This is a genomic window from Maritimibacter dapengensis (assembly GCF_019218265.1).
GTDB lineage: Bacteria > Pseudomonadota > Alphaproteobacteria > Rhodobacterales > Rhodobacteraceae > Maritimibacter > Maritimibacter dapengensis.
This window is the reverse complement of sequence record NZ_JAHUZE010000003.1, coordinates 261,875-286,783: the sequence shown is the minus strand read 5'-3', so window position 1 is coordinate 286,783 and position 24,909 is coordinate 261,875. Positions and strand designations below refer to the sequence as shown.

At 62.3% G+C, this 24,909-nt stretch carries 22 protein-coding genes and 1 pseudogene; 15 read left to right on the top strand and 8 right to left on the bottom strand.

From position 1 onward, the window contains the following. Positions 1-23 precede the first annotated feature (23 nt). From KJP28_RS13590 to KJP28_RS13535, 12 genes and pseudogenes are all read left to right on the top strand, one after another. Positions 24-1,172, top strand: coding sequence for a tartrate dehydrogenase (locus KJP28_RS13590; RefSeq protein ID WP_218393163.1), 1,149 nt, complete (start codon positions 24-26; stop codon positions 1,170-1,172). Positions 1,173-1,182: 10 nt separating this feature from the next. Beyond that, positions 1,183-2,445 (top strand): glycerate kinase type-2 family protein, encoded by a 1,263-nt coding sequence (locus KJP28_RS13585; protein WP_218393162.1) that lies wholly within the window; start codon positions 1,183-1,185, stop codon positions 2,443-2,445. 271 nt (positions 2,446-2,716) lie between these two features. Then, positions 2,717-2,881: pseudogene (locus KJP28_RS13580) on the top strand (5-deoxy-glucuronate isomerase); the annotation flags it as partial. A gap of 333 nt (positions 2,882-3,214) precedes the next feature. Beyond that, the gene (locus KJP28_RS13575; protein WP_218393160.1) at positions 3,215-3,748 is read left to right on the top strand and encodes a hypothetical protein; all 534 of its coding nucleotides are present in this window, start codon (positions 3,215-3,217) and stop codon (positions 3,746-3,748) included. Positions 3,749-3,790: 42 nt separating this feature from the next. Further along, on the top strand, positions 3,791-4,534 hold the full coding sequence (locus KJP28_RS13570; protein WP_218393159.1) for a GntR family transcriptional regulator: 744 nt from the start codon (positions 3,791-3,793) through the stop codon (positions 4,532-4,534). Positions 4,535-4,619: 85 nt separating this feature from the next. Further along, entirely contained in the window at positions 4,620-5,888 is a 1,269-nt protein-coding gene (locus tag KJP28_RS13565; protein WP_218393158.1) for an aminomethyl transferase family protein, read from the top strand. Positions 5,889-5,976: 88 nt separating this feature from the next. Then, positions 5,977-7,146 (top strand): ABC transporter substrate-binding protein, encoded by a 1,170-nt coding sequence (locus tag KJP28_RS13560; protein WP_255552386.1) that lies wholly within the window; start codon positions 5,977-5,979, stop codon positions 7,144-7,146. Positions 7,147-7,161: 15 nt separating this feature from the next. Further along, positions 7,162-8,034 carry a branched-chain amino acid ABC transporter permease gene (locus tag KJP28_RS13555; protein WP_218393157.1) on the top strand — a complete coding sequence of 291 codons (873 nt, stop codon included), beginning with the start codon at positions 7,162-7,164 and terminating at the stop codon, positions 8,032-8,034. Positions 8,035-8,041: 7 nt separating this feature from the next. Further along, the gene (locus KJP28_RS13550) at positions 8,042-9,001 is read left to right on the top strand and encodes a branched-chain amino acid ABC transporter permease (protein WP_218393156.1); all 960 of its coding nucleotides are present in this window, start codon (positions 8,042-8,044) and stop codon (positions 8,999-9,001) included. Next, entirely contained in the window at positions 8,998-9,747 is a 750-nt protein-coding gene (locus tag KJP28_RS13545) for an ABC transporter ATP-binding protein (protein WP_218393155.1), read from the top strand. The genes KJP28_RS13550 and KJP28_RS13545 overlap by 4 nt, the downstream gene beginning before the upstream one ends. Further along, positions 9,744-10,448 carry an ABC transporter ATP-binding protein gene (locus KJP28_RS13540; RefSeq protein ID WP_218393153.1) on the top strand — a complete coding sequence of 235 codons (705 nt, stop codon included), beginning with the start codon at positions 9,744-9,746 and terminating at the stop codon, positions 10,446-10,448. Before KJP28_RS13545 ends, KJP28_RS13540 begins: the two co-directional genes overlap by 4 nt. Before the next feature lie 45 nt (positions 10,449-10,493). Next, complete coding sequence (locus KJP28_RS13535; protein ID WP_218393151.1) at positions 10,494-11,801, top strand: hypothetical protein; 1,308 nt, start codon at positions 10,494-10,496, stop codon at positions 11,799-11,801. Between the two features lie 67 nt (positions 11,802-11,868). On the opposite strand, the gene KJP28_RS13530 is transcribed toward KJP28_RS13535, so the two are convergent. From KJP28_RS13530 to KJP28_RS13510, 5 genes are all read right to left on the bottom strand, one after another. Then, positions 11,869-12,576, bottom strand: a complete 708-nt coding sequence (locus KJP28_RS13530; RefSeq protein WP_218393150.1) for a GntR family transcriptional regulator — start codon at positions 12,574-12,576, stop codon at positions 11,869-11,871. 41 nt (positions 12,577-12,617) lie between these two features. Further along, on the bottom strand, positions 12,618-13,112 hold the full coding sequence (locus KJP28_RS13525; RefSeq protein ID WP_218393148.1) for a flavin reductase: 495 nt from the start codon (positions 13,110-13,112) through the stop codon (positions 12,618-12,620). A 90-nt stretch (positions 13,113-13,202) separates the two neighbouring features. Continuing rightward, positions 13,203-13,994, bottom strand: a complete 792-nt coding sequence (locus KJP28_RS13520; RefSeq protein ID WP_218393147.1) for an alpha/beta fold hydrolase — start codon at positions 13,992-13,994, stop codon at positions 13,203-13,205. A 24-nt stretch (positions 13,995-14,018) separates the two neighbouring features. Beyond that, the gene (locus tag KJP28_RS13515; RefSeq protein WP_218393146.1) at positions 14,019-14,768 is read right to left on the bottom strand and encodes an acyl-CoA dehydrogenase family protein; all 750 of its coding nucleotides are present in this window, start codon (positions 14,766-14,768) and stop codon (positions 14,019-14,021) included. Continuing rightward, entirely contained in the window at positions 14,756-15,277 is a 522-nt protein-coding gene (locus KJP28_RS13510) for an acyl-CoA dehydrogenase family protein (RefSeq protein WP_218393145.1), read from the bottom strand. The genes KJP28_RS13515 and KJP28_RS13510 overlap by 13 nt, the downstream gene beginning before the upstream one ends. Before the next feature lie 544 nt (positions 15,278-15,821). On the opposite strand from KJP28_RS13510, the gene ribB reads away from it, so the two are divergent. The 3 genes from ribB to KJP28_RS13495 are packed head-to-tail and all read left to right on the top strand — an operon-like array spanning position 15,822 to position 19,367. Then, entirely contained in the window at positions 15,822-16,946 is a 1,125-nt protein-coding gene (ribB, locus tag KJP28_RS13505; RefSeq protein ID WP_218393143.1) for a 3,4-dihydroxy-2-butanone-4-phosphate synthase, read from the top strand. A 23-nt stretch (positions 16,947-16,969) separates the two neighbouring features. Then, a complete protein-coding gene (locus KJP28_RS13500) occupies positions 16,970-18,805 on the top strand; it encodes a feruloyl-CoA synthase (RefSeq protein WP_218393142.1) in 1,836 nt (611 codons plus the stop codon). Between the two features lie 55 nt (positions 18,806-18,860). Further along, complete coding sequence (locus KJP28_RS13495; protein ID WP_255552385.1) at positions 18,861-19,367, top strand: glutathione S-transferase N-terminal domain-containing protein; 507 nt, start codon at positions 18,861-18,863, stop codon at positions 19,365-19,367. A gap of 98 nt (positions 19,368-19,465) precedes the next feature. On the opposite strand, the gene KJP28_RS13490 is transcribed toward KJP28_RS13495, so the two are convergent. From KJP28_RS13490 to KJP28_RS13480, 3 genes are all read right to left on the bottom strand, one after another. Continuing rightward, the gene (locus KJP28_RS13490) at positions 19,466-20,662 is read right to left on the bottom strand and encodes a thiolase family protein (protein WP_218393141.1); all 1,197 of its coding nucleotides are present in this window, start codon (positions 20,660-20,662) and stop codon (positions 19,466-19,468) included. A gap of 277 nt (positions 20,663-20,939) precedes the next feature. Continuing rightward, positions 20,940-22,319 (bottom strand): hypotaurine--pyruvate aminotransferase Tpa, encoded by a 1,380-nt coding sequence (gene tpa / locus KJP28_RS13485; protein WP_218393140.1) that lies wholly within the window; start codon positions 22,317-22,319, stop codon positions 20,940-20,942. 37 nt (positions 22,320-22,356) lie between these two features. After that, positions 22,357-24,804, bottom strand: a complete 2,448-nt coding sequence (locus KJP28_RS13480; protein WP_218393139.1) for a GcvT family protein — start codon at positions 24,802-24,804, stop codon at positions 22,357-22,359. Positions 24,805-24,909 lie beyond the last annotated feature (105 nt).

Below are 24,909 nucleotides of genomic sequence, written 5' to 3'. Positions count from 1 at the left end.
AAATAACCGTCGGGAGGACGAACATGTCGAAGGTCTACAGAGCGCCGGCCGATGGCACATCCGGGCAGGCGGGCGAGGCGACGCGCGATACCTCGGCCAGCAAGACCTACAAGATCGCAGCCATTCCCGCAGACGGGATCGGGCCCGAGGTGATCGCAGCCGGATTGCAGGCCCTCGAAGCCCTCGCGCGGCGCGATGGCGGTTTCACCATCGACGTGACCGAGTTTGACTGGTCGTCGGAACGTTACAAAAAGCTGGGCGCCCTGATGCCCGAAGACGGCCGCGACCAGCTGAAAAATTTCGACGCGATCTTCTTCGGGGCCGTCGGCGCGCCGGATGTACCGGATCACGTCACGCTTTGGGGTCTGCGTCTGCCGATCTGTCAGGGCTTCGACCAATACGCCAACGTGCGCCCGACCAAGATCCTTCCCGGCATTTCCTCGCCTCTCGCAGGCGTCGGGCCGGGCGATCTGGATTGGGTCATCGTGCGCGAGAACTCCGAAGGGGAGTACTCGGGCGTCGGCGGGCGTGCGCACCGCGGGATGCCCGAAGAGGTTGCAACCGAGGTGTCAATCTTCACCCGGACCGGCGTCGAACGGATCATGCGCTACGCCTTCGCCCTGGCGCAGTCGCGTCCGCGCAAGTTCCTGACCGTCGTGACCAAGTCCAACGCGCAGCGTCACGGCATGGTCATGTGGGACGAAATCGCAGCCGAAGTGTCGCAGGATTTCCCCGATGTGACCTGGGACAAGATGCTGGTCGACGCCATGACCGTGCGCATGGTCAAGGATCCGAAGTCGCTGGATACCATCGTCGCCACCAACCTGCACGCCGACATCCTGTCGGACCTTGCTGGGGCGCTGGCGGGTTCGCTTGGGGTGGCACCGACGGGCAATATCGACCCCGAACGGCGCTTTCCCTCGATGTTCGAGCCGATCCACGGGTCTGCCTTCGATATCACCGGCAAAGGGATAGCCAACCCGGTCGCGACCTTCTGGACCGCTAGTCAGATGCTTGATCATCTGGGCGAGGCAGACGCGGCGACGCGTCTCATGCGAGCTGTCGAAAAGGTTTGTGCCGACGGGGTTCTGACACCAGATGTCGGTGGGACGGCCACGACGCAACAGGTGACTGACGCGGTCTGCGAAGCCATACGTGGCGAAAACATCTGACTCGACTACAATGAGCCGTGAGAAAGCGCAGGAACTTCTCCTGACAATGTTTCGGGCCGCCGTGTCGGCAGCCGATCCCCGAGATGTACTGAAGCACTACCTGCCGGAGGTGCCGACGGGCCGCGTTATCGTCGTAGGCGCCGGGAAAGCATCCGCTGCGATGGCCCAAACGGTCGAAGACCTTTGGCCTGATGCAGATGTGACAGGCGCGGTGGTCGTACCCTACGGTCACGTAGTCCAGACCCAGCGCATCTGCATCATGGAGGCTGCACATCCGGTCCCGGATCGTGCTGGCCTTGAGGCAGCAAAGACCCTTTTGGATATCGCCTCTTCAGCGACAGCCGAGGACGTCGTGCTCGCGCTCATCTCGGGTGGTGGATCTTCACTCCTCCCATGTCCCAAAGCTCCATTGACCTTTGAGGACGAAGTCCACGTCAACCGACTGTTACTGAGATCCGGCTTGGCCATTGACGACATGAACAAGGTGCGTCGTCGAATTTCCGCGATTAAAGGCGGCGGACTTGCGCGTGCAGCAACCCCAGCAAAGGTCGTGACTTTGGCCATTTCGGATGTGCCTGGCGACAATCCAGCAGCGATTGCCTCTGGTCCAACGGTGCCGGACCCCTCGGCATCCGAGGACTTGTCGTCCCTGGCAAAAGCTCTGGGGCAAGACTTGCCTACAAAGGTGAAAGACATCCTCAGCCAGACGAATGTAAGCGACACCATTGGTAGTGTCGATTTCCGTCTGATCGCCGCGCCACAAAAGTCACTCGAAACCGCTGCGTTACTCGCGAAGAAGTCGGGTGTTCTTCCGATCCTGTTGGGAGACGCGCTGGAGGGAGAGGCGCGCGACCTTGGGGCATTTATGGCCGGGATCGCCCGATCGGTCTCAACACACGGCACGCCGGGGCATCCGCCCGCGGTACTTATCTCAGGTGGCGAAACAACCGTCACGATTGGTGACGAGACGCCGGGACGGGGCGGCCGCAACACCGAGTTCCTTTTGTCTTTGGCTCTTGAGCTGAATGGAACGGAGGCTGTCTACGCAATTGCGGGTGATACCGACGGCATCGACGGGACCGAGGATGCGGCAGGTGCGATCATCGGTCCAAACACTCTTCGGGACATGCGACGCGCGGGCATCGATCCTGTAGCGGCTCTCGCGGACCACAACAGCTATGCTGCATTCGCCGCGATTGGCGCACTCGTCAAAACTGGCCCGACCCTTACAAATGTAAACGACTTTCGGGCGATCCTTGTCGAGTGTGCTTGACCATGGTTCAAACCTAGGCTTTGGGCGGATTGTATGACGTGTTTTCTTCGGGTACCTCGGTTGCACCCGAGTACTTCCAACCGAAATCACAGAAACTGGTTTTCGTCAGGCATATGTATACGACAGCTAGTATTACTTCCTAATCAAATCCGCAGAACGTATACGATCCGGAGTAGAGGGTTCTTGCGCCTGCTACAGCTGTTATCAAGAAAAGCGTCAGCTCAACCGATCACGACACCGTCTATTTGGAATGCCTACTCCGGATGAACTGCGCGGCTACCACCCCTGCGGCGCACCCTACAAGTTCGAAATGCTCTACTTCAAAACCATGGCTGGCCCGCTGCGCAAATGGCGCCCTATCCCCGTCCCAGCCGTGAATTGGATGATGGACCGCGAGGTAGTGCACGGTGGGGTCGCGGCAAAAAACGACAAGTGACCCGTTATGCTCTGTAGGTCGCGTGCCTCCCGACACGAGGGATCGTCGCTGCGATTGCAAATCTCCCCGCCGATCAAGGCTGCAACATCACCGACAGCTTGCCATTCGACGACACGGGCACTGATTGATTTTTGGTGCATGTAGTTTCGTTGCCGAATCCGTGGTCTTGTCGACCGTCCAGACCGAGGACTCCGCGGCGACCGCAAATGACTTTGAATTGGGCAATGCGGTTTATGGCGGGCGAAAAATTCGAAGGTCGTGGTTAACGATGGCATTCCCGTCAATTGCATGAAGGTTAGTACGGGGAACAAGCCCGAGGTTGGATCGTCGTTCATGAAGGGCCGGCGCGGCACCGATCTTGCTGGCGTGCTATATGCAAACCTTGTGCGACGAGATGTGTCACGCAATGGCCGGCAAGATCACCGACATCAACTACTCATCCCACCTTCGTTCAATGTGGCCAACCCCGAAATTAGGTGTTCGAGCAGATGTAAGCTGATTGGGGCGATCTTCTATTTCATACCCGCCGATATGGGCAAAGTGCCGATTATTGAACATGACGTTGTGCGCATCAGCCTTGCGCATCGAGCAAACAGCTATGGGCCCTTGCGTCGGAACGTAAGACAGGCAGGTTCTGGCCCGCGCCATCCGTGCGTGTATCCAACACCATTTCCTTTTCGCCAGCAAAAAACCGTGGGTTTCCCAGCCTCTCCCCGCTCCAACCACTCACAAAAGATAGAGTTGGTCATGGAATCTGATGGCTTCTTTGAAGTGCCGAAGTCAGCAAGTATCCGTATACGCATCGTGCATGTTTTTGCTCTTTGTGGCGCTGAGCTGCAAAAAACGTATACGTTTTTCTTTCTCTGAAGCGTTCTATGCTGTAACGAAGATCATAGGGAGAGCAAAAGAGTGAACGAATCAGACAGCACAAACTCACAGACCCTCGCAGCATTTCTTGGTTTGCGGGGCCTTATCGTTGACGGCACGCTTGCCCCTGGGTCTCGTGTCAATGAGCCGCTCATTGTGGAGCGTTTTGGTGTCTCGCGAACACCAGCGCGCGCCGCTTTGGCTCAACTGGCCGAAGAGGGGCTGCTCGCGAAGCGAGAAAAAAGCGGTTACGAGGTAAAATCGTATACCGAGCAGGATGTTTTCCAGGCTATCGAAATCCGCGGCTTGCTCGAGGGTATGGCGGCGCGTATCGCCGCAAGTCGTGACGTTTCCGCTTCGACAATACAGCAGATGGACAGTGTTGTGTTGCAACTCGATGATGTCGTCGCCCGCCTGACGACCGATAGCGAGCAGACCGAATATGTCCATCTGAACAACGAATTTCACAGGCTCTTGCAGGAAGCGTCGGACAGCGAAATGCTCAAGATGTCGCTCGACCGTATCAAAGCGTTACCCTTTGGTTCACCTAATGCATTCGTCGAAAGCCTGACCCTGAATCACGTCGCGGTGAAGAAGGTTCTTATCATGGCGCAGGAGCAACATCGCGCCATTGTTGATTGTATCCGTTCCGGCGATGCCACTCGCGCCGAACGACTGGCACATGAACACTCATTCTGTGCGGCGCGATACTTGCAACTCCTGCGCGCCAAGGACGAGCCCATACCCTGGATTACTGAAAAGGCGAAGCGCGCCAGACGTAAATAAACATCGAAATCTCTAATTCTTCTGACGCTCCGAATTCTCGGCAGTGAACGGAGAGCTTGTACCTGAAAGACACGGAGGACGAACTATGACCGCAATCAATAGGCTTCGGCAAACGCCGGAAGGCTACTTCACCACGCGCTGGGGCCAGCCGGAATACACCGACTGGCAGGACGAAAGCATGTCGTGGAAGGAAGGCTGCTACATCGGTGACTGGTCGTTCCTGTGGGAGCGGCGGTTCCGGGGTCCGGATGCGCTCAAGCTGTTCGCGGATACGTCCGTCAACAACTTCGAAAAGTTCGAGCTGAACCAGTCCAAGCACGTCATTCACACCGACAAGAACGGCAAGCTGATTGCCGAGGGCGTGCTGACCCGTCTGGGCGAGGACGAGTTCATGCATTTCGGGCGCGGTACCTTCTGGGTCGACTACAAGATGCGTCATGGCGACTACAACGCCACCTCGGAAGCGGACGATTGGTTCAACTTTCAGGTGCAGGGGCCGGACGCGATCCACGTCGTCGAAAAAGCCTGCGGGCAAAAGATGCGCGACGTGAAGTTCATGTACAACGGCCACATCAAGATCGCCGGCTGCGACGTGGTCGCGCTACGTCAGGGCATGGCGGGCGAACTTGGGTTCGAACTTCAGGGCGACATCAAGAAAAGCCAAGACGTTTACGATGCCATCATCGAAGCCGGTAAAGAGTTCGGTATTCGCAAGCTTGGCGGACGTGCGGCGTTCATCAACCATCTCGAGGCGTGCTTCCCGACCATCGTCACCGACTACCTACCCGCGATCTTCGAGCCGGACATGGCCGGGTATCTGGACGAGTTCCGCTCGGCCATGCCCGCCTTCGCCTCGACCTTCAACGTCGCGGGCAGCTTTGAGGGCAAGAAGGTGTCCGATTGGTATCGCTCGCCCGTCGAACTGGGCTGGGCCAACCGCATCCATCTGGGTCACGACTTCATCGGGCGCGACGCACTGGCCGAGGAAAAGGCGAACCCGCGCCGCGTCATTCGCACGCTGGTCTGGAACGCGGATGACATTGGCAAGGTGTTTGCGTCCCTCTTCGGCAAAGATCAGCCCTACGACTGGATGGAGATCCCCCGCGATCAGCGCGGCTTCATGTACTGCGACCGCGTGCTGAAGAACGGGCACGACATCGGGACGACCACGTCGCGCGGCTACTCCTATTTCTTCCGCGAAATGCTGTCGCTGGCGACCATCGACGTGGCCGAGGCCGAGATCGGGAACGAAGTCTCGGTCCTGTGGGGCGCCCCCGGCAACCCGCAGATCGAGATCCGCGCGACCGTGCAGCCGGCGCCTTACAAGCAGGACAACCGGCGCGCGTCTTACTGAGTTTCTTCGGCCTGGTCATGACGCCAGGCCGGATCAACGGGGCAGGCCCTTCGCGGGCTGCCCGACCTCATAAAACTGGGAGGAACCAATGACGACCAAACGACTATTGGCAGCCACGCTCGTCGCTGCTCTGACAATCCTGCCGGCCCTTGCCGAGACCGTGAAGGTCGGCGTGGTCGGCCCGTTCTCGGGGCCCTTCTCCGGCTCGTTCGGGGAACCGTTCCGGCAGGGGATCGAAACCTATGTCGCGATGAACGGCCAGCCCGCCGACGGGATCGAGGTGGAGTTCATCTACCGCGACCTGCAATCGCCCGATCCGGGCCGCGCCCGTGCGCTGGCGCAGGAACTGGTGGCGCGTGACGGGGTGCAATACCTTGCGGGCTTCGTGTTCACGCCGAACGCCATCGCCGCGGCTGGCATCTCGGCGCAGGCTAAGATCCCCACGGTGATTTTCAACGCTTCCGCCTCGACGGTCGTGTCGCAGTCGCCTTACTATGTGCGCACCTCGAACACGCTACCGCAGGTGTCGGTGCCGACCGCGCAGAACGCGCTGGACAAGGGCTACAAGACCGTCGTGACGGCGGTGAGCGATTATGGCCCAGGCGTCGATGCGGAAACCAGCTTTGTCAAAGCCTTCACCGAGGGCGGCGGCGAGGTGCTGGAATCGATCCGGATGCCGCTGTCGACCACCGACTTCGGCCCCTACCTTCAATCGATCCAACTAAAAAAACCCGACGCGTTGTTCGTGTTCCTGCCCTACGGGCCGCCCACCTTCAGTTTCGTGAACGCCTACCGCGACAACGGTCTGGACGATGCGGGCATTGCCTTTGTCGGCACGTCCGAGACGCAGGAAGTGGACCTTCAGTCGCTGGGCGTGGCCGCGATCGGGCTTGAGACTGGGTATTTCTATTCGGCCGCGCACGAGTCCGCCGAGAACGACGCGTTCAAGGCGAAACTCGCAGAGCTTTACCCCGACGCCGAACCGAACCCGGCTACCGTGTCGGCCTTCGACGGCACCCATGCGCTTTATGAAATGATACGCGCGACCGGGGGCGAAGCCGATCCTGACGGGGCCATCGCGGCCATCGCCGGGGCAAGCTGGGAAAGCCCGCGTGGACCGATCAGCATCGACGCCGAGACGCGCGACATCGTTCAGAACGTCTATATCCGCGTCGTCGAGCAGGAAGAGAACGGTCGTCTCGTGAACCGCGAGATCAAGACCTATGAGGCGCAGCCCGACTACGGCGCGGCGCAATAAGACGGGGGCGGCCGCATGTATTCCCTTATCGCAAGCATCCTGATCGACGGAATCGCATACGGGTTGGTTCTGTTCATGGTGTCGGTCGGTTTGACGGTCACACTCGGCCTGATGCGCTTCGTGAACCTTGCTCACGGGACCTTCGCGATGATCGGGGGATATGCGGCCGCAACCGCCATCACGGCGCTGGGTCTGCCTTATGGTCTGGCGCTGATTTGTGCCGCACTTGCGGCAGGCGCGATTGCCTACGGGCTTGAGATCGCGCTGATCCGGCGCCTTTATCACCGGCCCGAACTGGATCAGGTTCTTCTGACCATCGGGCTGGTGTTCATGGGCATCGCGCTGTCGGGCATGATGTTCGGCAATTCGCTGGTGCCCGTCCGGCTGCCTGAGTTTCTGAGGGGTGCCACCGACCTTGGGTTCCGGCAGGTGCCGACCCAACGCTTCGTGCCGCTGGTTATGGGTCTGGCGACCCTGATCGGTATCTGGCTTTTGTTCGAGCGGACGCGGTTCGGCATCCGCCTGCGCGCCACGGTCGACAACCCGCGCGCGGCGGGCGAACTGGGGATCAACACCCGGCGCATTTATGCCGCCGCTTTCGCCATCGGGGCCGCGCTGGCCGGGCTGGGCGGTGTGGCCGGGGCCGAGCTTTTGCCGGTCGAGCCATACTATCCGCTGAAATACCTCGTGCTGTTCCTCGCCGTCGTCGCGGTGGGCGGGCCAGGTAACATGCTGGGCAGCTTCGTGGCCGCGCTTTTACTGGGCATCGTCGAGACGGCGGGCAAATACCTTGCCCCCGACTTCGCCACCATCGCGCTTTACGCGCTCATGCTTCTCGTACTCAGCTGGCGGCCCGAGGGTCTGTTCCGGCGGACGTCCAAGACCTGAGGCCGTCATGACGAACCTTCACCGATCCATCGGCGCCGCGGCGGTGATCCCGCTTGCCGCCGTCGCTTTGGCCCTGATCTTTCCCAACCAGCAGGCGTTTCTGGCGCAGATCGCGATCACCGCGCTGGTCGTCCTGTCGCTCGACCTTGTCGTGGGCTTCGCCGGGCTTGCCACGCTGGGCCATGCGGCGATGTACGGGGCGGGGGCCTATGGCGCTGCGCTTTATGCGCTGCATGTCTGGGCCGAGCCGCTGACCGGCCTGATCGTCGGCGGGCTGGCGGGGGCGACCATCGCGTTCCTCTCGGCGCTGATGCTGATGCGGGCGCATGGCCTGACCTTCCTGATGATGACCGTCGCGATCACGCAGATCCTGTATGAGATCGTGAACAAGTCCCGCGCCGTGACCGGAGGGGATGACGGGCTCTATGGCATCGTGATGCAGCCGCTTTTGGGGGTGTTCGAGTTCGATTTCTACGGACGGCTCGCGTTCTGGTATGCCGCCGTCGTCCTATGGCTCGTGTTCCTCCTCCTTCGTCACATCGTCGCCTCGCCTTTCGGGCTGACCGCGCGGGCGGTGCGTGATGACGGCGACCGGGTCGCCACGCTCGGCGGCAACATCTTTGGCCACCGGGTCGCGCTTTACACGCTGTCGGGCGCAATCGCCGGGCTGGCCGGGGCGCTGTCGGCGCAGACCGTGCAGGTCGTGGGCCTTCATTCGCTCAGCGTCACCTTCTCGGCCGATATCCTTGTCATGCTGGTGATGGGCGGGGCCGGGCGGCTTTGGGGCGGCCTGCTCGGCGCGCTCGTCTTTATGATGATCCACCACTACGCCGCCGAGATCGACCCGGTCCGCTGGATGCTGTTCGTCGGCGCGATCCTCGTCGTGATCGTCCTCTTCCTGCCCAAGGGCCTGTTCGGCGGGCTCGAGGCGCTGGTGAACCGCCTGCGTGGGAGGGCCCCGGCATGAGCGCACTTCTTGAAACCCGGAGCCTGTCCAAATCCTTCGGCGGTCTGAACGTCACCAACAACGTCGATCTGGCAATCTCGTCCGGCGACCGCGTGGCGCTGATCGGGCCGAACGGGGCGGGCAAAACAACGCTCGTCAACCTGATGAGCGGCGCGTTGCCCGTCTCCTCGGGCGAGGTTCTGATCGGGGGCGACACCGTCACGCACATGTCGCAGCAGGACCGCGCCCATCGCGGCCTGATCCGCACGTTCCAGATCACCCGGCTGTTCGAAAGCATGACCGTGGCCGACATTCTTTGTGTCGCAGCGGTGCAAAAGCACAAGGCCGGGCTGAAGCTGCGCTGGGGCCGCGCGCGCACCGATCTGGTCGAGCGCGACGTCGAGCGTGTGCTCAGGGACATCAAGATGCAGGATCGGCGCGATAGTCCCGTGACGCTTCTGGCCTATGGCGAGCAGCGGCTGGTCGAGCTGGGTGTCGCCCTTGTCATGCAGCCGCGCGTTCTGCTTTTGGATGAACCCGCGGCGGGCGTGCCGCAAAGCGAAAGCCACATCATCATGGACGCGATCGAACGGCTGCCCAGCGATCTGGGCGTGGTGTTCATCGAACATGACATGGACCTCGTGTTCCGCTTCGCCGAACGCATCGTCGTTCTGGTGAACGGCGGCGTGTTCGCCACCGGCACACCGGACGAAATCGCGGCGAATGACGATGTGCGGGCCATCTATCTGGGTGAGGCGGACGAATGACGGACAATATCGCATGGAACGCCGTTCACGCAGGTTACGGGCGCACCGTCGCGGTCGAGGATATCTCGGTCAGTGTCGCCCCCGGTGAAAAGCTGGGCATCCTTGGGCGCAACGGGGCGGGCAAGACCACGATCCTGCGCGCGATGATGGGGGACGCCAAGGTGCATCGCGGCACGGTCCAGGTGGGCGGGGCCGATGTGACCCAGCGCCCCGCGTTCCAGCGCAACAAGCTTGGCGTCGCCGTGGTGCCGCAGACCCGCGATGTGTTCCGCTCGCTGACGGTGCGCGAGAACCTGCTTTCGGCCAGCGCGGATGCCGGGCGGCTGGATCATGCCGTCGCGGTGTTCCCGCGTCTCGGCGAGCGGATGCGCAACCTTGGCGCCGACCTGTCGGGCGGCGAGCAGCAGATGCTGTCGATCGCGCGGGCGATCATGACCGCCCCGCGCTTTTTGATGTTGGACGAGCCGCTCGAAGGCCTGTCGCCCACCGTCGCCCACGCGGTGATGGACGCGGTGCGCCGCATGGTGACGGACGAGGGGCTGGGCTGCGTGCTTGTCGAGCAGCATGTGCGCACGGTGCTGGAGTTCTGCGACCGCGTCATGGTCATCGAACGCGGGCGCTGCGCCTTCCTCGGCACACCGGATGAGCTGGAAGCCGAAGGTACGATCCTGTCGCGCGCCGTCGGGATCGCGGCGCACTAGTTCCCTTTTCGAAACATAGACCTAGCACGAACGAGAGATTTTCACATGTCCAGCAAGATCGACGCCCGCCTCGCGCATCCGTTCTACACCGACCACGTCTTTTATCACGCGCACGGAAAGGGGCTGACCATTCCCACGGTGCGGGCCTGGGCGTTCAACGGTTGGCGGCAAGAGGGTCTGTCATGGCACGAGGGCTGTTATATCCACGCAGGCCTGTCTGGGTCCGGGCCATTGCGGATCAAGGGGCCGCAGGCCAAGGAATACCTGCAGTCCATCGTCGTCAACAGCCTTGAAAAGTTCCCCGTGGGGTCGATGAAACACGCGGTGCAGTGCAATGCGGATGGCCTGATCACGGCGCACGGCATTCTTTCGCGTCTCGGGGAGGATGAGTTCGAATCCTGGGCCGGCGGCCCGCCCGGGCCCGTGGTGCCGAAGTCGGTCGACTACGACGTTGAGATTACGGATACGGACAAGTACCTGTTTCAGGTCGCCGGGCCGAAGTCACTCGAGGTCCTTGAGAAGGTGACCGGCGAGGATCTGCGCGATCTGAAATTTCTGCGATTCCGGAACACGGCCGTCGCGGGCCACACGACAGAGGTGGCGCGGCTTGGGATGGTCGGAAGCCTCGCGTTCGAATTGCGCGGACCCATGGCGGACGCAGCGGACGTCTATGATGCCGTCTACGAGGTGGGCAAAGCGTTCGGAATGGAGCGGCTTGGTTGGGGCACCTATCTGGTCAACCACATCGAAGGCGGCTTCCCGCAACATACATGGACCTTCATTTCGGCAATGCCCGAAGAGATCTGGCCGCGCGCGCGGCGGCGCTGGGAAGTCTCGGGGTCGGTGGACCCTGCAGAGCTACGCCCTCGCCTGCGCACGCCCGTCGAAGTGCGTTGGGACAACATGGTAAAGTTCGACCATGACTTTACCGGGCGCGATGCCGTGGCGGCCGAGATCGAGAACCCCAGACGCCGGACCGTTACTTTGCGCTGGAACCACGACGATGTGCTGGACCTCTATGCCTCGCTGGTGCGGGAGCCGGAGCCGTACAAGACCATCGACTTTCCCTATGCGCCGCAACGCTGGCCCATGGCTCATGCGGACCATGTGACAAAGGGCGGTCGTCAGATCGGCTGGTCATCGGGCACCGTCTACAGCCCGTTTTATCGCGAATACCTGTCCCATGGCTGTCTCGACATATCCGAGACGGAGATCGGGGAAACCGTTTCGGTCCATTGGGGCGATCATGGCGGCCCGATCAAGGAAATCCGCGCAACGGTCGAGCGCTTTCCCTACTACGACGGCGTTCGCAACAGCGAGGTCGATCTGCAAACCGGCGCGCCCAAGGGTTGAGCGGGATGTGACAGGACACAGGGCGGGCTTTGACGGGCCTGCCCGCCGCCGCCGCATGGGTCATCGGTTAGGCTGACTTGGCAAGGCTCTCGGCAACCATGTCGCGGATTTCGACGTAGGCGTGGCGGATAGCGGCTTTCATCTGTAATTCGGCCAGTTCCGGGTCGGCTGTCCAGTCGCCACGCAGGAAAAAATCGGACTGGTCCCGCAGCCAGCGTGCGCCATGTTCCGAACGGAAATACAGCCCGTAAATCCGGTGCATCTGGCACGACAGCCGCCGGTTGATATAGGTCAGGTTGGGGCTCCGGGTCGCTTCCGTCAGGATGTCGAAGATGATCGCTGACACGCGGAGCCATTCGTCAAGCTCCGTGCCGGCAGACATTTCCCGCGAGTACCTTTCGAGCAGGCTCTTCTCATCGTCAGTGATATTCTCCGCCGCCTTGCGCACAATTTTAGGGCCGACGAAACGCCAGACGAGGAAGTGATCTTCGATCGCGGCAAGATCGATCTTGGACAGCACGTAACCGGCGCGAGGCATCGTCTGGATGATGCCTTCCATGTCGAGCCGTGCCAGCGCCTCGCGGACCGGGGTGCGCCCGAAGCCCACTCGTTCGATCAGTTCCTTTTCGTTGAACCGCGACCCCGCCTCGATCTCGCCGTCAAGGATCAGTTTGCGGATATGCTCGTAGCATTGCTCGGCAAGGCTGATTTTGGTGGTCTCAAGGTTCATCTGGGCGAAGCTTTCTGTCGGGTCCGGCCCTAAAATCCGCGACATTGCGCAAGACTTCAAGGGAGGAGCCCGATGGGGCCCGGCGGTCAGTGCGCGGCAAAGGCCCCGAAGGCCCGGTTCAGGTACAAAAGCGGCGCGCGCGTCTGATCCGCCACGTTCACGGCGACGATTTCGACGATGAAGATGATGTGGGAGCCAAAAGCCTTGGCCTCGACCACCCTGCCTTCGAATCCGGCGACCGCCGTCCGCAGGAGCGGCGCGCCGGTGACCGGGCCTTCGTCCCACATGTCGGGGCGGAACTTGTCATCCGCCTTGCTTGCAAACAGGGCGGCGGTGTCGTTGTCGGCGCTTTCGCACAGGTTCACGCCGACGATGCCGGAGGCTTGAATGAGCTGCCCGGTGCTGCTGCCCCGATTGAGGCAGACGATCAGGGACGCGGGCGTGTCCGACAAGGAACAGACGGCAGTGGCCGTGCAGCCGCGGCGGGTGCCGTCAAGTTCGGTCGTGATGATGTTCACGGACGCGGCCAGACGGCTCATCGCGTCACGAAACAGGGCGGGGTCGATGTCGGGCGTGGTCACGGCACAGTCCTTTGATCGGAGTGGTCTGCCCGGTACAGGGGAGGCGGGGCAGGGTGGCCGGGGCGCAACGCGCGCACCCCGGCCCTTGGCTTAGCCGATATGGGCTTTCACTTCGGCCACGAACGCATCGGGGACCGAGTTCTGAAGGTCGTGAATCCCGCCCTCCAGAATACTGACCTTGCCGTTCGGCACGCGCGATTTGAAATGCTCGGGGTAGCCTTGGTTCAGGATCTCTTCCTCGGTTCCGAACAGAAGCAGGGTCGGGATCTCGGACGTCTGCGCGAAGGCCCGAAGCTCGGGCGCGTCGTAGGAATGGTCAGACTTCGCCATCATGACGAAACGCCGCCGCATCTGTTCGCGAAAAAACGCCTCGTCCGCCCAAGGTTTGTTGGGATGGGGCGGCGGGGCCGGGTAGCCGGACATATCCGGAATGGGCATCCCGCCGACCAACGCCTCGATCATCTGAAGCCCGCTGGGGTCGATCAACTCGTCCGGGCCGGTGAACAGCATCGGCGCCTCGAGAATGATCGACTTGATCCGATCAGGATACTGCGAGGCGAGCCAATAAGCATTGGTCCCGCCCATCGACGTGCCCAGCAGGTGGTAGCTGTCGATCCCCATTTCCTGAATGGCCGCCGCCAGAACGATGGCCACGTCGCGTTGGCGCATCCGGCCCTCCAGCGGCGTGGTTTCGCCCCAGCCCGGCGGGTCCAGCTCGATGACGCGATAGGATTTGGCAAGCTCGTCCTTGGCCGTCGACATCTCAAGCCCCGCAGAGCCCGGAAGGCTGATCAGAACTTCGCCTTCGCCAGCCTCGATATAGGGGACCTTGTAGCCGAAGGCCTCGACCACGCCGCGCGTGAAATTTTCACCCAAACTCATGTCATGTGTTCCTTTCGTGGGCGATCAGGCTGCGGGAGCCGACGGCATGGGACCGAAGTCGAACAGGCCGAGCCAGATGTGGTCGTCCGGCGCGCCCATCAGTTCGAAGCCGACGTTCACGTAGTTCTGGTCGTTCGCGAAGAAATGCTGACACCCGGCAAGCGTGTCGCGGATGATCCGCTGAAGCCGGCCTTCGCGCAGGGCATCGCCGCCACCGCGCTGGAACGCCCATTCGGCAATGTCGCGCGTCACGTCGTGGGCGTGGATGTTGACCGCGCGCAGCATGGTGCTTTGGCGGGTCGACAGTTGCTCGCCCTTGCGAAGGGTGTTGTCCACGCTTTCCATCACGTCGTCGACCAGCGCACGGGCCGCCGCCGCTTTCATCGCATGTTGGGCGTATTCGATGCGGAACGGGTCTTTTTCCCCAATGGATTTCGCGCCCGGCACCGGCGGCTTTTTGTTGCCCACGGTCTTCATCTCGTCCAGCAGGCGCTCGGCGGTGCCGATGGCGAAACCCAGGTGCATGGTCGGGATCAACACGTTCATACCGCCCGACACGGCGCGGCCACCCCGTTTCGGCGGCGACATCACGTCGACCTCATGGTTCAGTGGGATCAGGTGATCCTTGACCTCGATGTCCACGCTGCCGGTCGCTTGCAGACCGATGGTGTCCCAGTTGCCGCGATCCGTGACCGCCGAGATCGGGATCAGGAAAAAGCCCATACCGAAGGGCGGCGGGACCGGGTTGCCGTCGATAACCTTCATCGCGGGCATGAAGACGTGCGTTGCGTGCTTGATCGCGCTGGCATAGCGGTACCGACCCGACCCGACACGACCCAGCCGTCGTCCGTCTTGACCGCGGTGCCCTGACCGTTGCTGACCGCGCTGAAGGAAATCCGTTTGCCGCCCGAGAACAGCTCTTCGGACACGTCTTCGGGCAGGTATGACACCATCAGACCGGCGCAGGCGAAGATTGTGTTCACCCAGGCGAGCGAGCCGTCGTAATAGGCGACGCGGCTCAGGAACGATTGCGCTTCGCCGGGAAAAAGCCCTTTGCCGCCCAGTTCCTTGGGGATGTAGGCCTGCGGCATCCCGGTCGAGAACAGAAGATCGACGGCTTTGTCCGTCAGTTTTCCAAGTTCTTCCGAGGGTGCGGCTTCTTCTTCCAGAGCGCCGCTGATCTCTTCGACCTTCGCTAGGATGTCATCGACGATCTTCTGATGGTCCTGCTTTTCGCGCGCGAGATCGGCCGACAGCGCGTCTGCGCTAACGGAAATATTCATTTGGTATTCCTCCCAGTTGTCCTGTCCGGCGGCGCGATCTCCTCATCGGTGCCGGACTTCGTTTCTGATATATCATAAAGATGATTCCAGCAAAGAGAATTTTTTGTGAGGGCGACTCGCTGGGTGTGGCGCGCGCCGCTACGAGGCGGCGAAATTTGGTGGGGGCTTTGGCGCATACGCGTCTGAGGATCACCTCATCGGCAGGGCCTGCAACAGCTATAGAGCGATATATTATTGATGTATTTTAAGACTTCGATCTGCATGCAGACGGCGCCTCGCATCGTGAGCGGGGTCGAGCCGGGGGCCGCAGGCTGGCGAGCGGAGCGTTAACCGACAGCCTCCCTTCATAGCGCCAGCGAAGTTCATTCTGGACGAAACGCAGCTAAAGATATATCAACGACTCCGGAGAACGATAATCGAATTGTGCTCGGGGAGGGGCTGATTGCGATGAACCACATACAGATGACATACATGAATGGTCGCGCGCCGCGCCGCATAGCCGTGGACGGTCTGCCGCGCCGCCCCGTGATTCTGGCCGCCTGACATGTACATGGGCACCGACACCTTTTCCCCGCTCGCCTCGGCTGAGGAAATCATCGAAGAGGCGCGCAAGGGCCGGATGTTCGTTCTCGTCGATGACGAGGACCGCGAAAACGAGGGCGACCTTGTCATCCCGGCTGCGAAAGCGACCCCGGAGGCGATCAACTTCATGGCCACACACGGCCGCGGTCTGATCTGCCTCGCCATGACGGCGGCGCGGTGCGACTCGCTGGGGCTGGCTCCGATGCCGCAGACTCACGCCTTGCCGTTCGAGACCGCGTTCACCGTGTCGATCGAGGCGCGCCACGGCGTGACCACGGGGATTTCCGCCGCCGACCGTGCCTGCACCATTCAGGCCGCCATCGACCCGCAGAACGGGGCCGAGGCCATTTCGTCGCCTGGTCACGTCTTTCCGCTGCGCGCGCGCGACGGCGGCGTTCTGGTGCGCGCGGGGCATACCGAAGCCTCTGTCGACATCGCGAAGCTTGCCGGGTTGGAGCCGTCCGGCGTGATCTGCGAGATCATGAACGACGACGGAACGATGGCGCGGCTGGACGATCTGATCCCGTTCGCCCGCAAACACGGGCTGAAGATCGGCACGATTCGCGACCTGATCGAATACCGGCTTCAGAACGATCACCTCGTGACCTGCACCGCCGAGACTGAGATGGAACTTGAGGTGGGCGGCACATGGACCGTCAAGAGCTTCCACGACGCGGCCTCGGGCCTGACGCACGTCGCGCTTCAGAAGGGGCAGGTGCGCGAGGGTGCGCCGACGCTGGTGCGGATGCACCACCTGTCCATCGTCAGGGACCTGCTGGGACAGGGCGACGCCGGTTCGGCCGTTCTGCGCCGCGCGATGGAGCAGATCTCACAGGCTGGGTCCGGCGTCGTCGTCCTCTTGGTTCCCGACGGCCCGGACGAGGTCCAAGCCGAGGTCCGCCTTGGCCGCCCTGTCGCGATGGACGCGCGGGCCTATGGCACCGGCGCGCAGATTCTTGCGGCGCTCGGGGTGCGGGACATGCGGCTTCTGACCAACACGCACCACGAAGTGCCGGGTATTCAGGGCTATGGACTTACCATCCTTGAAGACGTGAAACTCACAGCGGGTCACGGCGCTTCGACGTGACCGCGCATTTGGGGGAGAGAGCAATGAACGACATGACAGCGGCCGAGGGCGGCCTTTTTGCTGGGCCGAACGTGGTCTCGCGCACCGCCGAGGACGGCACGATTTATCTGAGCAGCGGCTACACGCTTCCGGCGGCTTCGGAGCGGGTGTCCGACTGGCTCGTCGACGGGGCAGACGCGCACCCCGACCGCGTGTTTCTGGCCGAGCGGATGGGCGACGGTTGGCGTAGCGTGACCTATGCACAGGCGCTTGCCCGTGCCGAAACGCTTGGCGCGTGGCTGCTTGAACAGGCCAAGGGCAAGGATGGCCCGGTTCTGGCCCTGTCCGAAAACGCGGTCGATCTGGGGCTTCTGACACTGGCAAGTTTTCATGTCGGCATCCCCATCGCCACCATCTCGACGGCCTATTCGTTGATCTCATCCGACCACGCGAAGCTGAAGGCGATGGTCACGCTATTGGACCCGGCGGTGGTGTTTGTATCCTCGACCGCTGCTTACGCCAAAGCGCTTGCCGCCATCGCGCCGCACCATTCCGGTGTGCTTCTTGCCTCCAAGACCGACGGTGATCTGGACGCCACGCTGTTCGAGAATGCCAGCCGCGACGACAAGGACGCGGTGGCCCGTGCGAACGCGGCGATCGGGCCTGACACGCTTGCCCGACTGCTGTTCACGTCGGGTTCGACCGGGACGCCCAAGGCGGTGATCAACACGCATGGGATGCTGACCTCAAACCAGGAAGCGCATCGGGAAATCTGGGTCTACCAGCGCGAAAAACCGCCCGTGATCGTCGATTGGCTACCGTGGAGCCATACCTTCGGCGCCAACTTCGCCTTCAACATGGTGCTGCGCAATGGCGGTTCGCTCTACATCGACGACGGCAAGCCCGCGCCGGGGATCATCGCGCGCACCATCGCGAACATCAAAGACGTGCGGCCCAACATGGCGCTGAACGTGCCGCGCGGTTTTGAAATCCTGACCGAAGCGATGGACGAGGATGCCGAGCTGCGTGAAGCGTTCTATGCGATGGACGTATGCCTCTGCGCGGCGGCAGCCCTTCCGGCGTCGACCTGGACCAAGCTGCGCCGCCAATCGACCGAGACGACCGGGCGCGAATTGCCGGTCGCGACCGCTTGGGGGTCGACAGAAACGGCACCGCTCGCCACCCACTGCCATTTCCCCGTGGACAGCGTTGCCAACATCGGCCTGCCGGTGCCGGGCGTGACGCTGAAGCTGGTGCCGAACGGGACCAAGCTCGAAGTACGGGTCAAGGGGCCGAACATCACGCCGGGTTATTTCAAGAACCCCGAAAAGACGCGCGAGGCGTTCGACGACGAAGGCTTTTACATGATGGGGGATGCGCTGCGGCTGGCCGACCCGGATGATCCGTCCAAGGGTCTGTTCTTCGATGGCCGCGTCGTCGAGGACTTCAAGCTGACGACGGGAACATGGGTATCGGTCGGCAGCCTGCGGGTGACGGCGATCGACCACCTCAGCCCCTGCGTGCAGGACATCGTGGTGGCCGGTCACAACCGCGACGAGGTCGGCTTTCTTCTGATCCCGAACGAACCTGCCTGCCGCCGCATCGCCGGTCTGGCCGAGGGCGCGCCGCTGGCCGATGTGCTCGCGGCGGACGCGGTGCGCGCGCAGGTGCGCGAGGGTTTGAAGGCACTCAAATCCGCGCAATCCGGGTCTTCGATGCACGCCAGACGCGCCAGGTTCCTTGTCGCGCCGCCCAACCCGGACACCGGCGAAATCACCGACAAAGCCTATCTCAACCAGCGGCAAATCCTTGAGAACCGCGGGGCCGAGGTCGAGCTTCTGTTCTCCGAAGACGAGGGGAATATCTACCCGGCGGCCTGAATTACTGCGACGGATCATCACCCAAACACCGCCGCGCCGGATGGTGCGGCGCCGAATGAGCGGGCCGCCGTCCTTCCTCGTGTGGCCCGTTCCCCGCGCGGTGCGCGCCCTGCAAGGCCGCACCGCGCAACGCATAACCCTGACCGTGGCCCTGTGCGGCTGCACCTTAAAAGGAAACGAAAAGATGAGCGACGATTTCAAACCTGTTCTTTATTTGAAAGAAAACTGCCCCTTCTGTCTGAAGGTCCGTATCTTCGTGCTGGAATCGGGCAGCGCGGATCAGGTGACGGTGCGCGATTTCACCGAAGGTACCGAGGGCGAAACGTCGGTCAAACCCGAGCTGTCGGCCCACCTCGACAAGGTGTCCTTTCCCGCCGCGCAGATGGCGCCGGGCATCTTCATCAATGAATCTGACGACATCATCGCCAAGCTCGAGGCGCTTTCGGGCAAGCCCGCCGCTCAGATGACGGTTTACCAGAACTATGTGAACGGGGCCTTCAGTCTGGCCATGACCCTGTGGCGCGAAAACGTTGAGTTGAAACAAGCCGCCGCTTCGGCCTGACCCGGCGAAACTGCGTCAACCGGATCACGGGTCTGACGCACCCCGTGTTGTTGTCGGTCTCCGCCGGACCCCTTAGGAACCGGCGGACACCACTGCCGTCAACGAACCTTCAGGATCACGGCCATAGCGCTGTCTCCGGCAGCGCAGCCTTGGAATAACCCGGTTCCTCCGCCGCGGATCTCAAGCTCTTCTATCATTTCGATCAGGGCGCGCAGGCCGGTCGGGCCCTGCGGATGGCCCCAGACGAGGGACGAACCGAAGTTGTTCATCTTTTTCCAGTCGAGGTCGAAGGCACGCGCGAAGGCGATGTCGTTAACGGCAAAGGGATTGTGCGACTTGATTACGTCAATGTCGTCGATGGTGAGTGCAGCCAGATCCAATGCCCGATGCGCGGCGCGGATCGGGGCTGCGGGCATATGGGCCACGTCGTCGCGACCTTGCGCCACCGCCAGCACTTCGATGATCGGCGCGCCCGGCTTTCCCAGATCGCGCGCACGGTCCTCGGTCGCGCAGACGACAAGGGCCGCCGAGCCATCGGCCGGATGCGTTTGCCCGGCGAACGTCACCGACCCTTCAGGCATCACCGGCTTGAGCGAAGCCATCTTTTCGGGCGACGAGGGATATATGCCCTCGTCACCGTTCAAAGTTTTGATCGTCTTGCGAAACCCCGCGTCGGGCACGGCGAACGCGGCCGCCATGTAGCGTTTCTGGAACGCGCGGTCGTCCTTAAGCGCATCTTCGTATTGGGTCGCCCGATAGGCGGCCACCTCATGCTGTTCCTCGGTTGTGATCCCGACCTTCCGCGCGACGTTGTCGGCCGTGTCCACCATCGCACATTTGGCAAAGGGATCGCGATTGAAGCTTTCCATCACGATGTTTTCGCCGATGCCGGTGCCGCCCGGCTTGTCCGGGGCCGGGTAATAGGCATGGGGTCCGTTCGATGTCCGATCGCCACTGGCGATCAAAGCGGTCTGAACCCCAGATGTCGCCATTTCACCCATCGCGGTCGACAGAAGGCGGGCGCCGGTCGCGCAGGCCTGGTTCACCGTCGGTCCTGCAAGGTGGGTCGCCCCGATCATCGCCGTGAACCACGGCGTGCCGTAGAAGCTGCGGTATTGCGGCACCGTAAGGCCATAGGCTGCGAAATCGAACGCTTCGACGCCGATGTCACGTTCGGCAAGCGCCGACTTCGTTACATGAGCCGCAAACTCGATGGAATGGAGATGGGCGAAAGAGCCCTGCCAACGGGCGAAGGGGGTGGACCAGTAGGCACCGTAGGGGATGAAAGCGCTCATGAGCGTTTCCTTTGCGTCCTCGGCCGTCCCGCAAATCAAGCGCGCAGGACGCTCGGCTCGACAGGACGAAGAAAGCGCCTGGCTCAAGGGCCGGGCGCGTCAGTCATCTTTCCCGCCGACAACGAACCTCAATCGTCGCAATGTGGAGAGAATCGATTCCTGCTCTATAGTGCCATTTGTGCAGTATATTGCAACTATTTGTGGCCGAAGACAGGCCCGATGACGCATGTTTGGTTTTCTCGTAGGACGGTCTTTTTGGCGAGGCCAACGGCGCACATTACCCGAAGACAGCCGTCAGGGCCGCGTCGATCGCGCCGGTGATGCGGTCGATCTCGGCGGCGGTCACGGTCAGGGCAGGGGACAGGCAGAGCGTGTTGTTGTAACCCGGAAGCGAACGGTTGGTCGCCCCGATGATGACACCCTGCGACAGGCAATGCGCCACGACGGCCTGAACCCGCGCTTCGTCCATCGGCTCTTTCGTGTCGCGATCCACCACAAGCTCGGCCCCGCAGAACAGACCCATACCGCGCACGTCCCCGATCACCGGATGACGGTCCATCAGGTCGCGAAGGTTGGCCAGACACCGCGCGCCCATCGCTTTCGTGTTCTCGAGCAGCCCTTCGTCCTCGATGATCCGCATGTTCTCAAGCGCGGCGACGGGGCCGGACGTGCAGCCGCCGAAGGTCGAAATATCGCGGAAATGCCCAAGCGGGTCGGCGGCGTCGTCCTTGAACAGATCGAACACGGCTTGCGTCGTGACCGTACAGGCGATGGCGGCGTACCCCGACGCCACGCCTTTCGCCATGGTCACGAAATCCGGTTCGATCCCGAAGTTCTGATACCCGAACCACGTCCCGGTGCGGCCAAGACCGCAGACCACTTCGTCGATGTGGAGAAGAATGTCGTACGTGCGGCAAATCTCCTGCACGCGCGGCCAGTAGCCTTCGGGCGGCACGATCACGCCGCCGCCTGCGGTGACGGGTTCGAGCACGAGGCATCCCACCGTCTCGGGCCCTTCGCGCAGGATGACCTCTTCGATGGCATCCGCCGCGCGGCGTCCATAGTCGGCCGTATCCCACTGGGCGCGGTATTCCAGGCAATGCGGCACCTCGACGAAGCCTTCGGGGAACGGGCCGTACTGCTCGGCGCGTTGCTTCTGACCCGATGTGGCCAGCGTGCCGATGGTGGTGCCGTGATAGTCGCGTTCGCGGTAGAGGATCTTGGACTTCTTGCCCGCGTGATGACGGTGCGAGATCTGGCGCACCATCTTATAGACCTTCTCGTTCGCCTCGGACCCCGAGTTGGAATAATAGGCCCGGCTGAGACCCGGCATTTTTTCGATCAGCCGTTCGGCGAACAGCGCGCCCGGCACGGTCCCGGCGGCGCCTGCGAAATAGTTCAGCTTCACTAGCTGATCGCGCACCGCATCGGCGATGCTTTCGCGCCCGTAGCCCACGTTCACGGTCCAGACCCCGCCCGAAACCGCATCCAGAAATTCGCGCCCCGTCGCATCCCACAGGGTCAGCCCCTTGCCCTCGACATAGACGCGGGGATCGGTCGTCTCATACGGCTTGTGCTGGCTCAGGTGGTGCCAGACATGCGCGCGGTCGGCGGCGACTATGGCGGAAAGATCGTTGCGTGTGTCGGTCTGTGTCATGGTCGTCTCCACGTCTGAAAGGGGCGAGGGCCGGGCGTCAGGCCCGCACGCGGGTCGATTTCGGGTCGTACATGGGCGCAAGGCTGACCTCGGCGGCAACGGTGCGCCCCGCCACGTCGATGCTGTAGGACGAGGCAAGCATGTCGGCCCTCGTCTCGCCCGGCGCGCAGGGCACGTAGCCCAGCCCGATCGCGCCCCCAAGCGCGTGACCGTAGTTGCCCGAGGTCAGGAAGCTCACGATCTTGCCGTCGCGCAGGATCGGCTCGTTATGAAACAAGAGCGGTTCGGGGTCGGTCAGCTTGAATTGCAGCATCCGGCGGTCCAGCCCCGTTTCGCGTTTGCTGAGAACCGCGTCCCGGCCGATGAAATCGCCCTTGTCCGTCTTGACCGCGAACCCAAGCCCGGCTTCGAGCACGTGATCCTCGTCGGTGATGTCGTGGCCGAAGTGACGAAAGCCCTTTTCGATCCGGCAGCTGTCCATGGCATGAAGCCCGCACAGCTTAAGGCCGACATCGGCCCCCGCGTCCGCGATCGCTTCAAAGACATGCGCGGCCTGATCGGTCGACACGTAAAGCTCCCACCCCAGTTCGCCCACGTAGGTCACGCGGTGGGCGCGGGCCAGACCCATGCCGATCTCGATCTCGCGGGCCATGCCAAAGGGATGCGCGTCGTTCGACAGATCGTTCGGGGACACCCGCGCGAGCAGATCGCGCGCCCGCGGCCCCATGATCGGGATCACCGCTTCGCTGGCGGTGACGTCCGTGATCGTCACCCATTCGTCGCCCAGATGACGCCGCAACCAGACCAGATCGCGTTGCAGCGTGGCACCGGGCACGACAAGGAAGAACACGGTTTCCGACAGGCGCGTCACCGTCAGATCGCACTCGATCCCGCCCCGGCCATTGAGCATCTGGGTATAGACGATCCGCCCCGCCGCCACGTCCATATCGTTGGCACAAAGCCGTTGCAGGAAGGCGAGCGCATCGCGCCCCTCGACCCGGATCTTGCCGAAGCTGGTCATATCGAGCAGCCCGACACCTTCGCGCATGGCCATATGCTCGGCCCGCTGGTTGTCGAACCAGTTCTGGCGTTTCCAGCTGTATTCGTACTCCGGCGTCTGGCCCTCGTTTGCGAACCAGTTCGCCCGCTCCCATCCCGCGACCTCACCGAAGACAGCGCCCCGTGCCTTGAGGTGGTCATGAAGCGGCGAGCGGCGGATCCCGCGCGAGGTGGCCATCTGACGATAGGGGAAATGGTCGGCATAAAGCAGGCCCAGCGTCTCGCTGACCCGTTCCTTCAGATAGCGGCGGTTCATCTGGAACGGTTGCGCCCGGCGAATATCGACCTCCCACAGATCGAAAGGCGGTTCGCCGTCGTGCATCCACTGCGCCAGCGCCATGCCGGCGCCCCCCGACGAGACGATCCCGATCGAATTGTACCCGGCGGCCATCCAGTATCCGGCAAGATTGGGCGCTTCGCCCAGATAATACCGGTCGTCCGGCGTGAAGCTTTCGGGACCGTTGAAGAAGGTGTGAATACCGACCTCGCCCAAGAGCGGCATCCGCGACACGGCCTTTTCAAGGATCGGCTCGAAGTGGTCGAAATCTTCGGGAAGCTGGTCGAAACAGAAATCCTCGGGGATCCCGTTCATGCCCCACGGCTTCGCCTTGGGCTCGAACGCGCCAAGCAGCAGCTTGCCCGCGTCCTCCTTGTAATACGCACACTCGTCCGGCACGCGCAGAACCGGAAGCTGGGCGAGGCCGGGGATGTTTTCCGTCACGATATAGAAATGCTCGCAGGCATGAAGCGGCAGGGTCACGCCGTTCTGGGCGGCAAAATCGCGACCCCACATGCCGCCGCAGTTCACGACGTTGTCGGTCGCGATCTGGCCCTTGTCTTCGCCTGCTTCCCATTCCACGCCAGTCACGCGGCCATCCTTGGTGACGACCTTGGACACCTTGACGTTCTCGATGATCTTCGCGCCCAGCATCCGCGCGCCCTTGGCCAGTGCCAGCGCGATGTTGCCGGGGTCGGCCTGACCGTCGTTGGGCAGGTGCACCCCGGCGACGACATCGGAAATCTCAAGATGCGGATACCGCTCAAGCACCTCGGCGGGCGACATTTCGTTCACGTCGATGCCGAAGGCGCGGGCCAGTGCGGCCTGCCGGAAAATCTCTTCGCGCCGCTCTTCGGTCAACGCGACGGTGATCGAGCCGCACTGGCGAAACCCGGTGGCCAGCCCGGTTTCCTCTTCCAGCTTGCCGTAAAGGTCGGTCGAATACTTGGCGAGCCGCGTCATGTTCTGGCTCGCCCGCAACTGGCCGACAAGCCCGGCGGCGTGCCATGTGGTGCCGGAGGTCAACTGTTTGCGTTCCAACAGAACGATGTCCGTCCAGCCAAGCTTGGCAAGGTGATAGGCAACGGAGCAGCCTGAGATACCACCGCCGATAATGACGACGCGGGCTTTGCTGGGAAGTTCGGTCATGGGCACGTCCTCTCGGGCCGGTGTGTTAGGTCTGGCAAGCGCAGGGCGACTCGCGCAACTTTCACAGTGCTAGCCACACAAAAATGAAAAATCTAATGATTTTTT

What these genes read in the sequence shown, in the direction of transcription:
- KJP28_RS13590 (WP_218393163.1), top strand. Translation starts at nt 24, where the DNA reads ATGTCGAAGGTCTACAGAGCGCCGGCCGATGGCACATCCGGGCAGGCG.
- KJP28_RS13585 (WP_218393162.1), top strand. Translation starts at nt 1,183, where the DNA reads ATGAGCCGTGAGAAAGCGCAGGAACTTCTCCTGACAATGTTTCGGGCC.
- KJP28_RS13575 (WP_218393160.1), top strand. Translation starts at nt 3,215, where the DNA reads ATGAAGGGCCGGCGCGGCACCGATCTTGCTGGCGTGCTATATGCAAAC.
- KJP28_RS13565 (WP_218393158.1), top strand. Translation starts at nt 4,620, where the DNA reads ATGACCGCAATCAATAGGCTTCGGCAAACGCCGGAAGGCTACTTCACC.
- KJP28_RS13560 (WP_255552386.1), top strand. Translation starts at nt 5,977, where the DNA reads ATGACGACCAAACGACTATTGGCAGCCACGCTCGTCGCTGCTCTGACA.
- KJP28_RS13555 (WP_218393157.1), top strand. Translation starts at nt 7,162, where the DNA reads ATGTATTCCCTTATCGCAAGCATCCTGATCGACGGAATCGCATACGGG.
- KJP28_RS13550 (WP_218393156.1), top strand. Translation starts at nt 8,042, where the DNA reads ATGACGAACCTTCACCGATCCATCGGCGCCGCGGCGGTGATCCCGCTT.
- KJP28_RS13545 (WP_218393155.1), top strand. Translation starts at nt 8,998, where the DNA reads ATGAGCGCACTTCTTGAAACCCGGAGCCTGTCCAAATCCTTCGGCGGT.
- KJP28_RS13540 (WP_218393153.1), top strand. Translation starts at nt 9,744, where the DNA reads ATGACGGACAATATCGCATGGAACGCCGTTCACGCAGGTTACGGGCGC.
- KJP28_RS13535 (WP_218393151.1), top strand. Translation starts at nt 10,494, where the DNA reads ATGTCCAGCAAGATCGACGCCCGCCTCGCGCATCCGTTCTACACCGAC.
- KJP28_RS13530 (WP_218393150.1), bottom strand. Translation starts at nt 12,576, where the DNA reads ATGTCGCGGATTTTAGGGCCGGACCCGACAGAAAGCTTCGCCCAGATG.
- KJP28_RS13520 (WP_218393147.1), bottom strand. Translation starts at nt 13,994, where the DNA reads ATGAGTTTGGGTGAAAATTTCACGCGCGGCGTGGTCGAGGCCTTCGGC.
- KJP28_RS13515 (WP_218393146.1), bottom strand. Translation starts at nt 14,768, where the DNA reads ATGCCCGCGATGAAGGTTATCGACGGCAACCCGGTCCCGCCGCCCTTC.
- KJP28_RS13510 (WP_218393145.1), bottom strand. Translation starts at nt 15,277, where the DNA reads ATGAATATTTCCGTTAGCGCAGACGCGCTGTCGGCCGATCTCGCGCGC.
- ribB (WP_218393143.1), top strand. Translation starts at nt 15,822, where the DNA reads ATGTACATGGGCACCGACACCTTTTCCCCGCTCGCCTCGGCTGAGGAA.
- KJP28_RS13500 (WP_218393142.1), top strand. Translation starts at nt 16,970, where the DNA reads ATGAACGACATGACAGCGGCCGAGGGCGGCCTTTTTGCTGGGCCGAAC.
- KJP28_RS13495 (WP_255552385.1), top strand. Translation starts at nt 18,861, where the DNA reads ATGAGCGGGCCGCCGTCCTTCCTCGTGTGGCCCGTTCCCCGCGCGGTG.
- KJP28_RS13490 (WP_218393141.1), bottom strand. Translation starts at nt 20,662, where the DNA reads ATGAGCGCTTTCATCCCCTACGGTGCCTACTGGTCCACCCCCTTCGCC.
- tpa (WP_218393140.1), bottom strand. Translation starts at nt 22,319, where the DNA reads ATGACACAGACCGACACACGCAACGATCTTTCCGCCATAGTCGCCGCC.
- KJP28_RS13480 (WP_218393139.1), bottom strand. Translation starts at nt 24,804, where the DNA reads ATGACCGAACTTCCCAGCAAAGCCCGCGTCGTCATTATCGGCGGTGGT.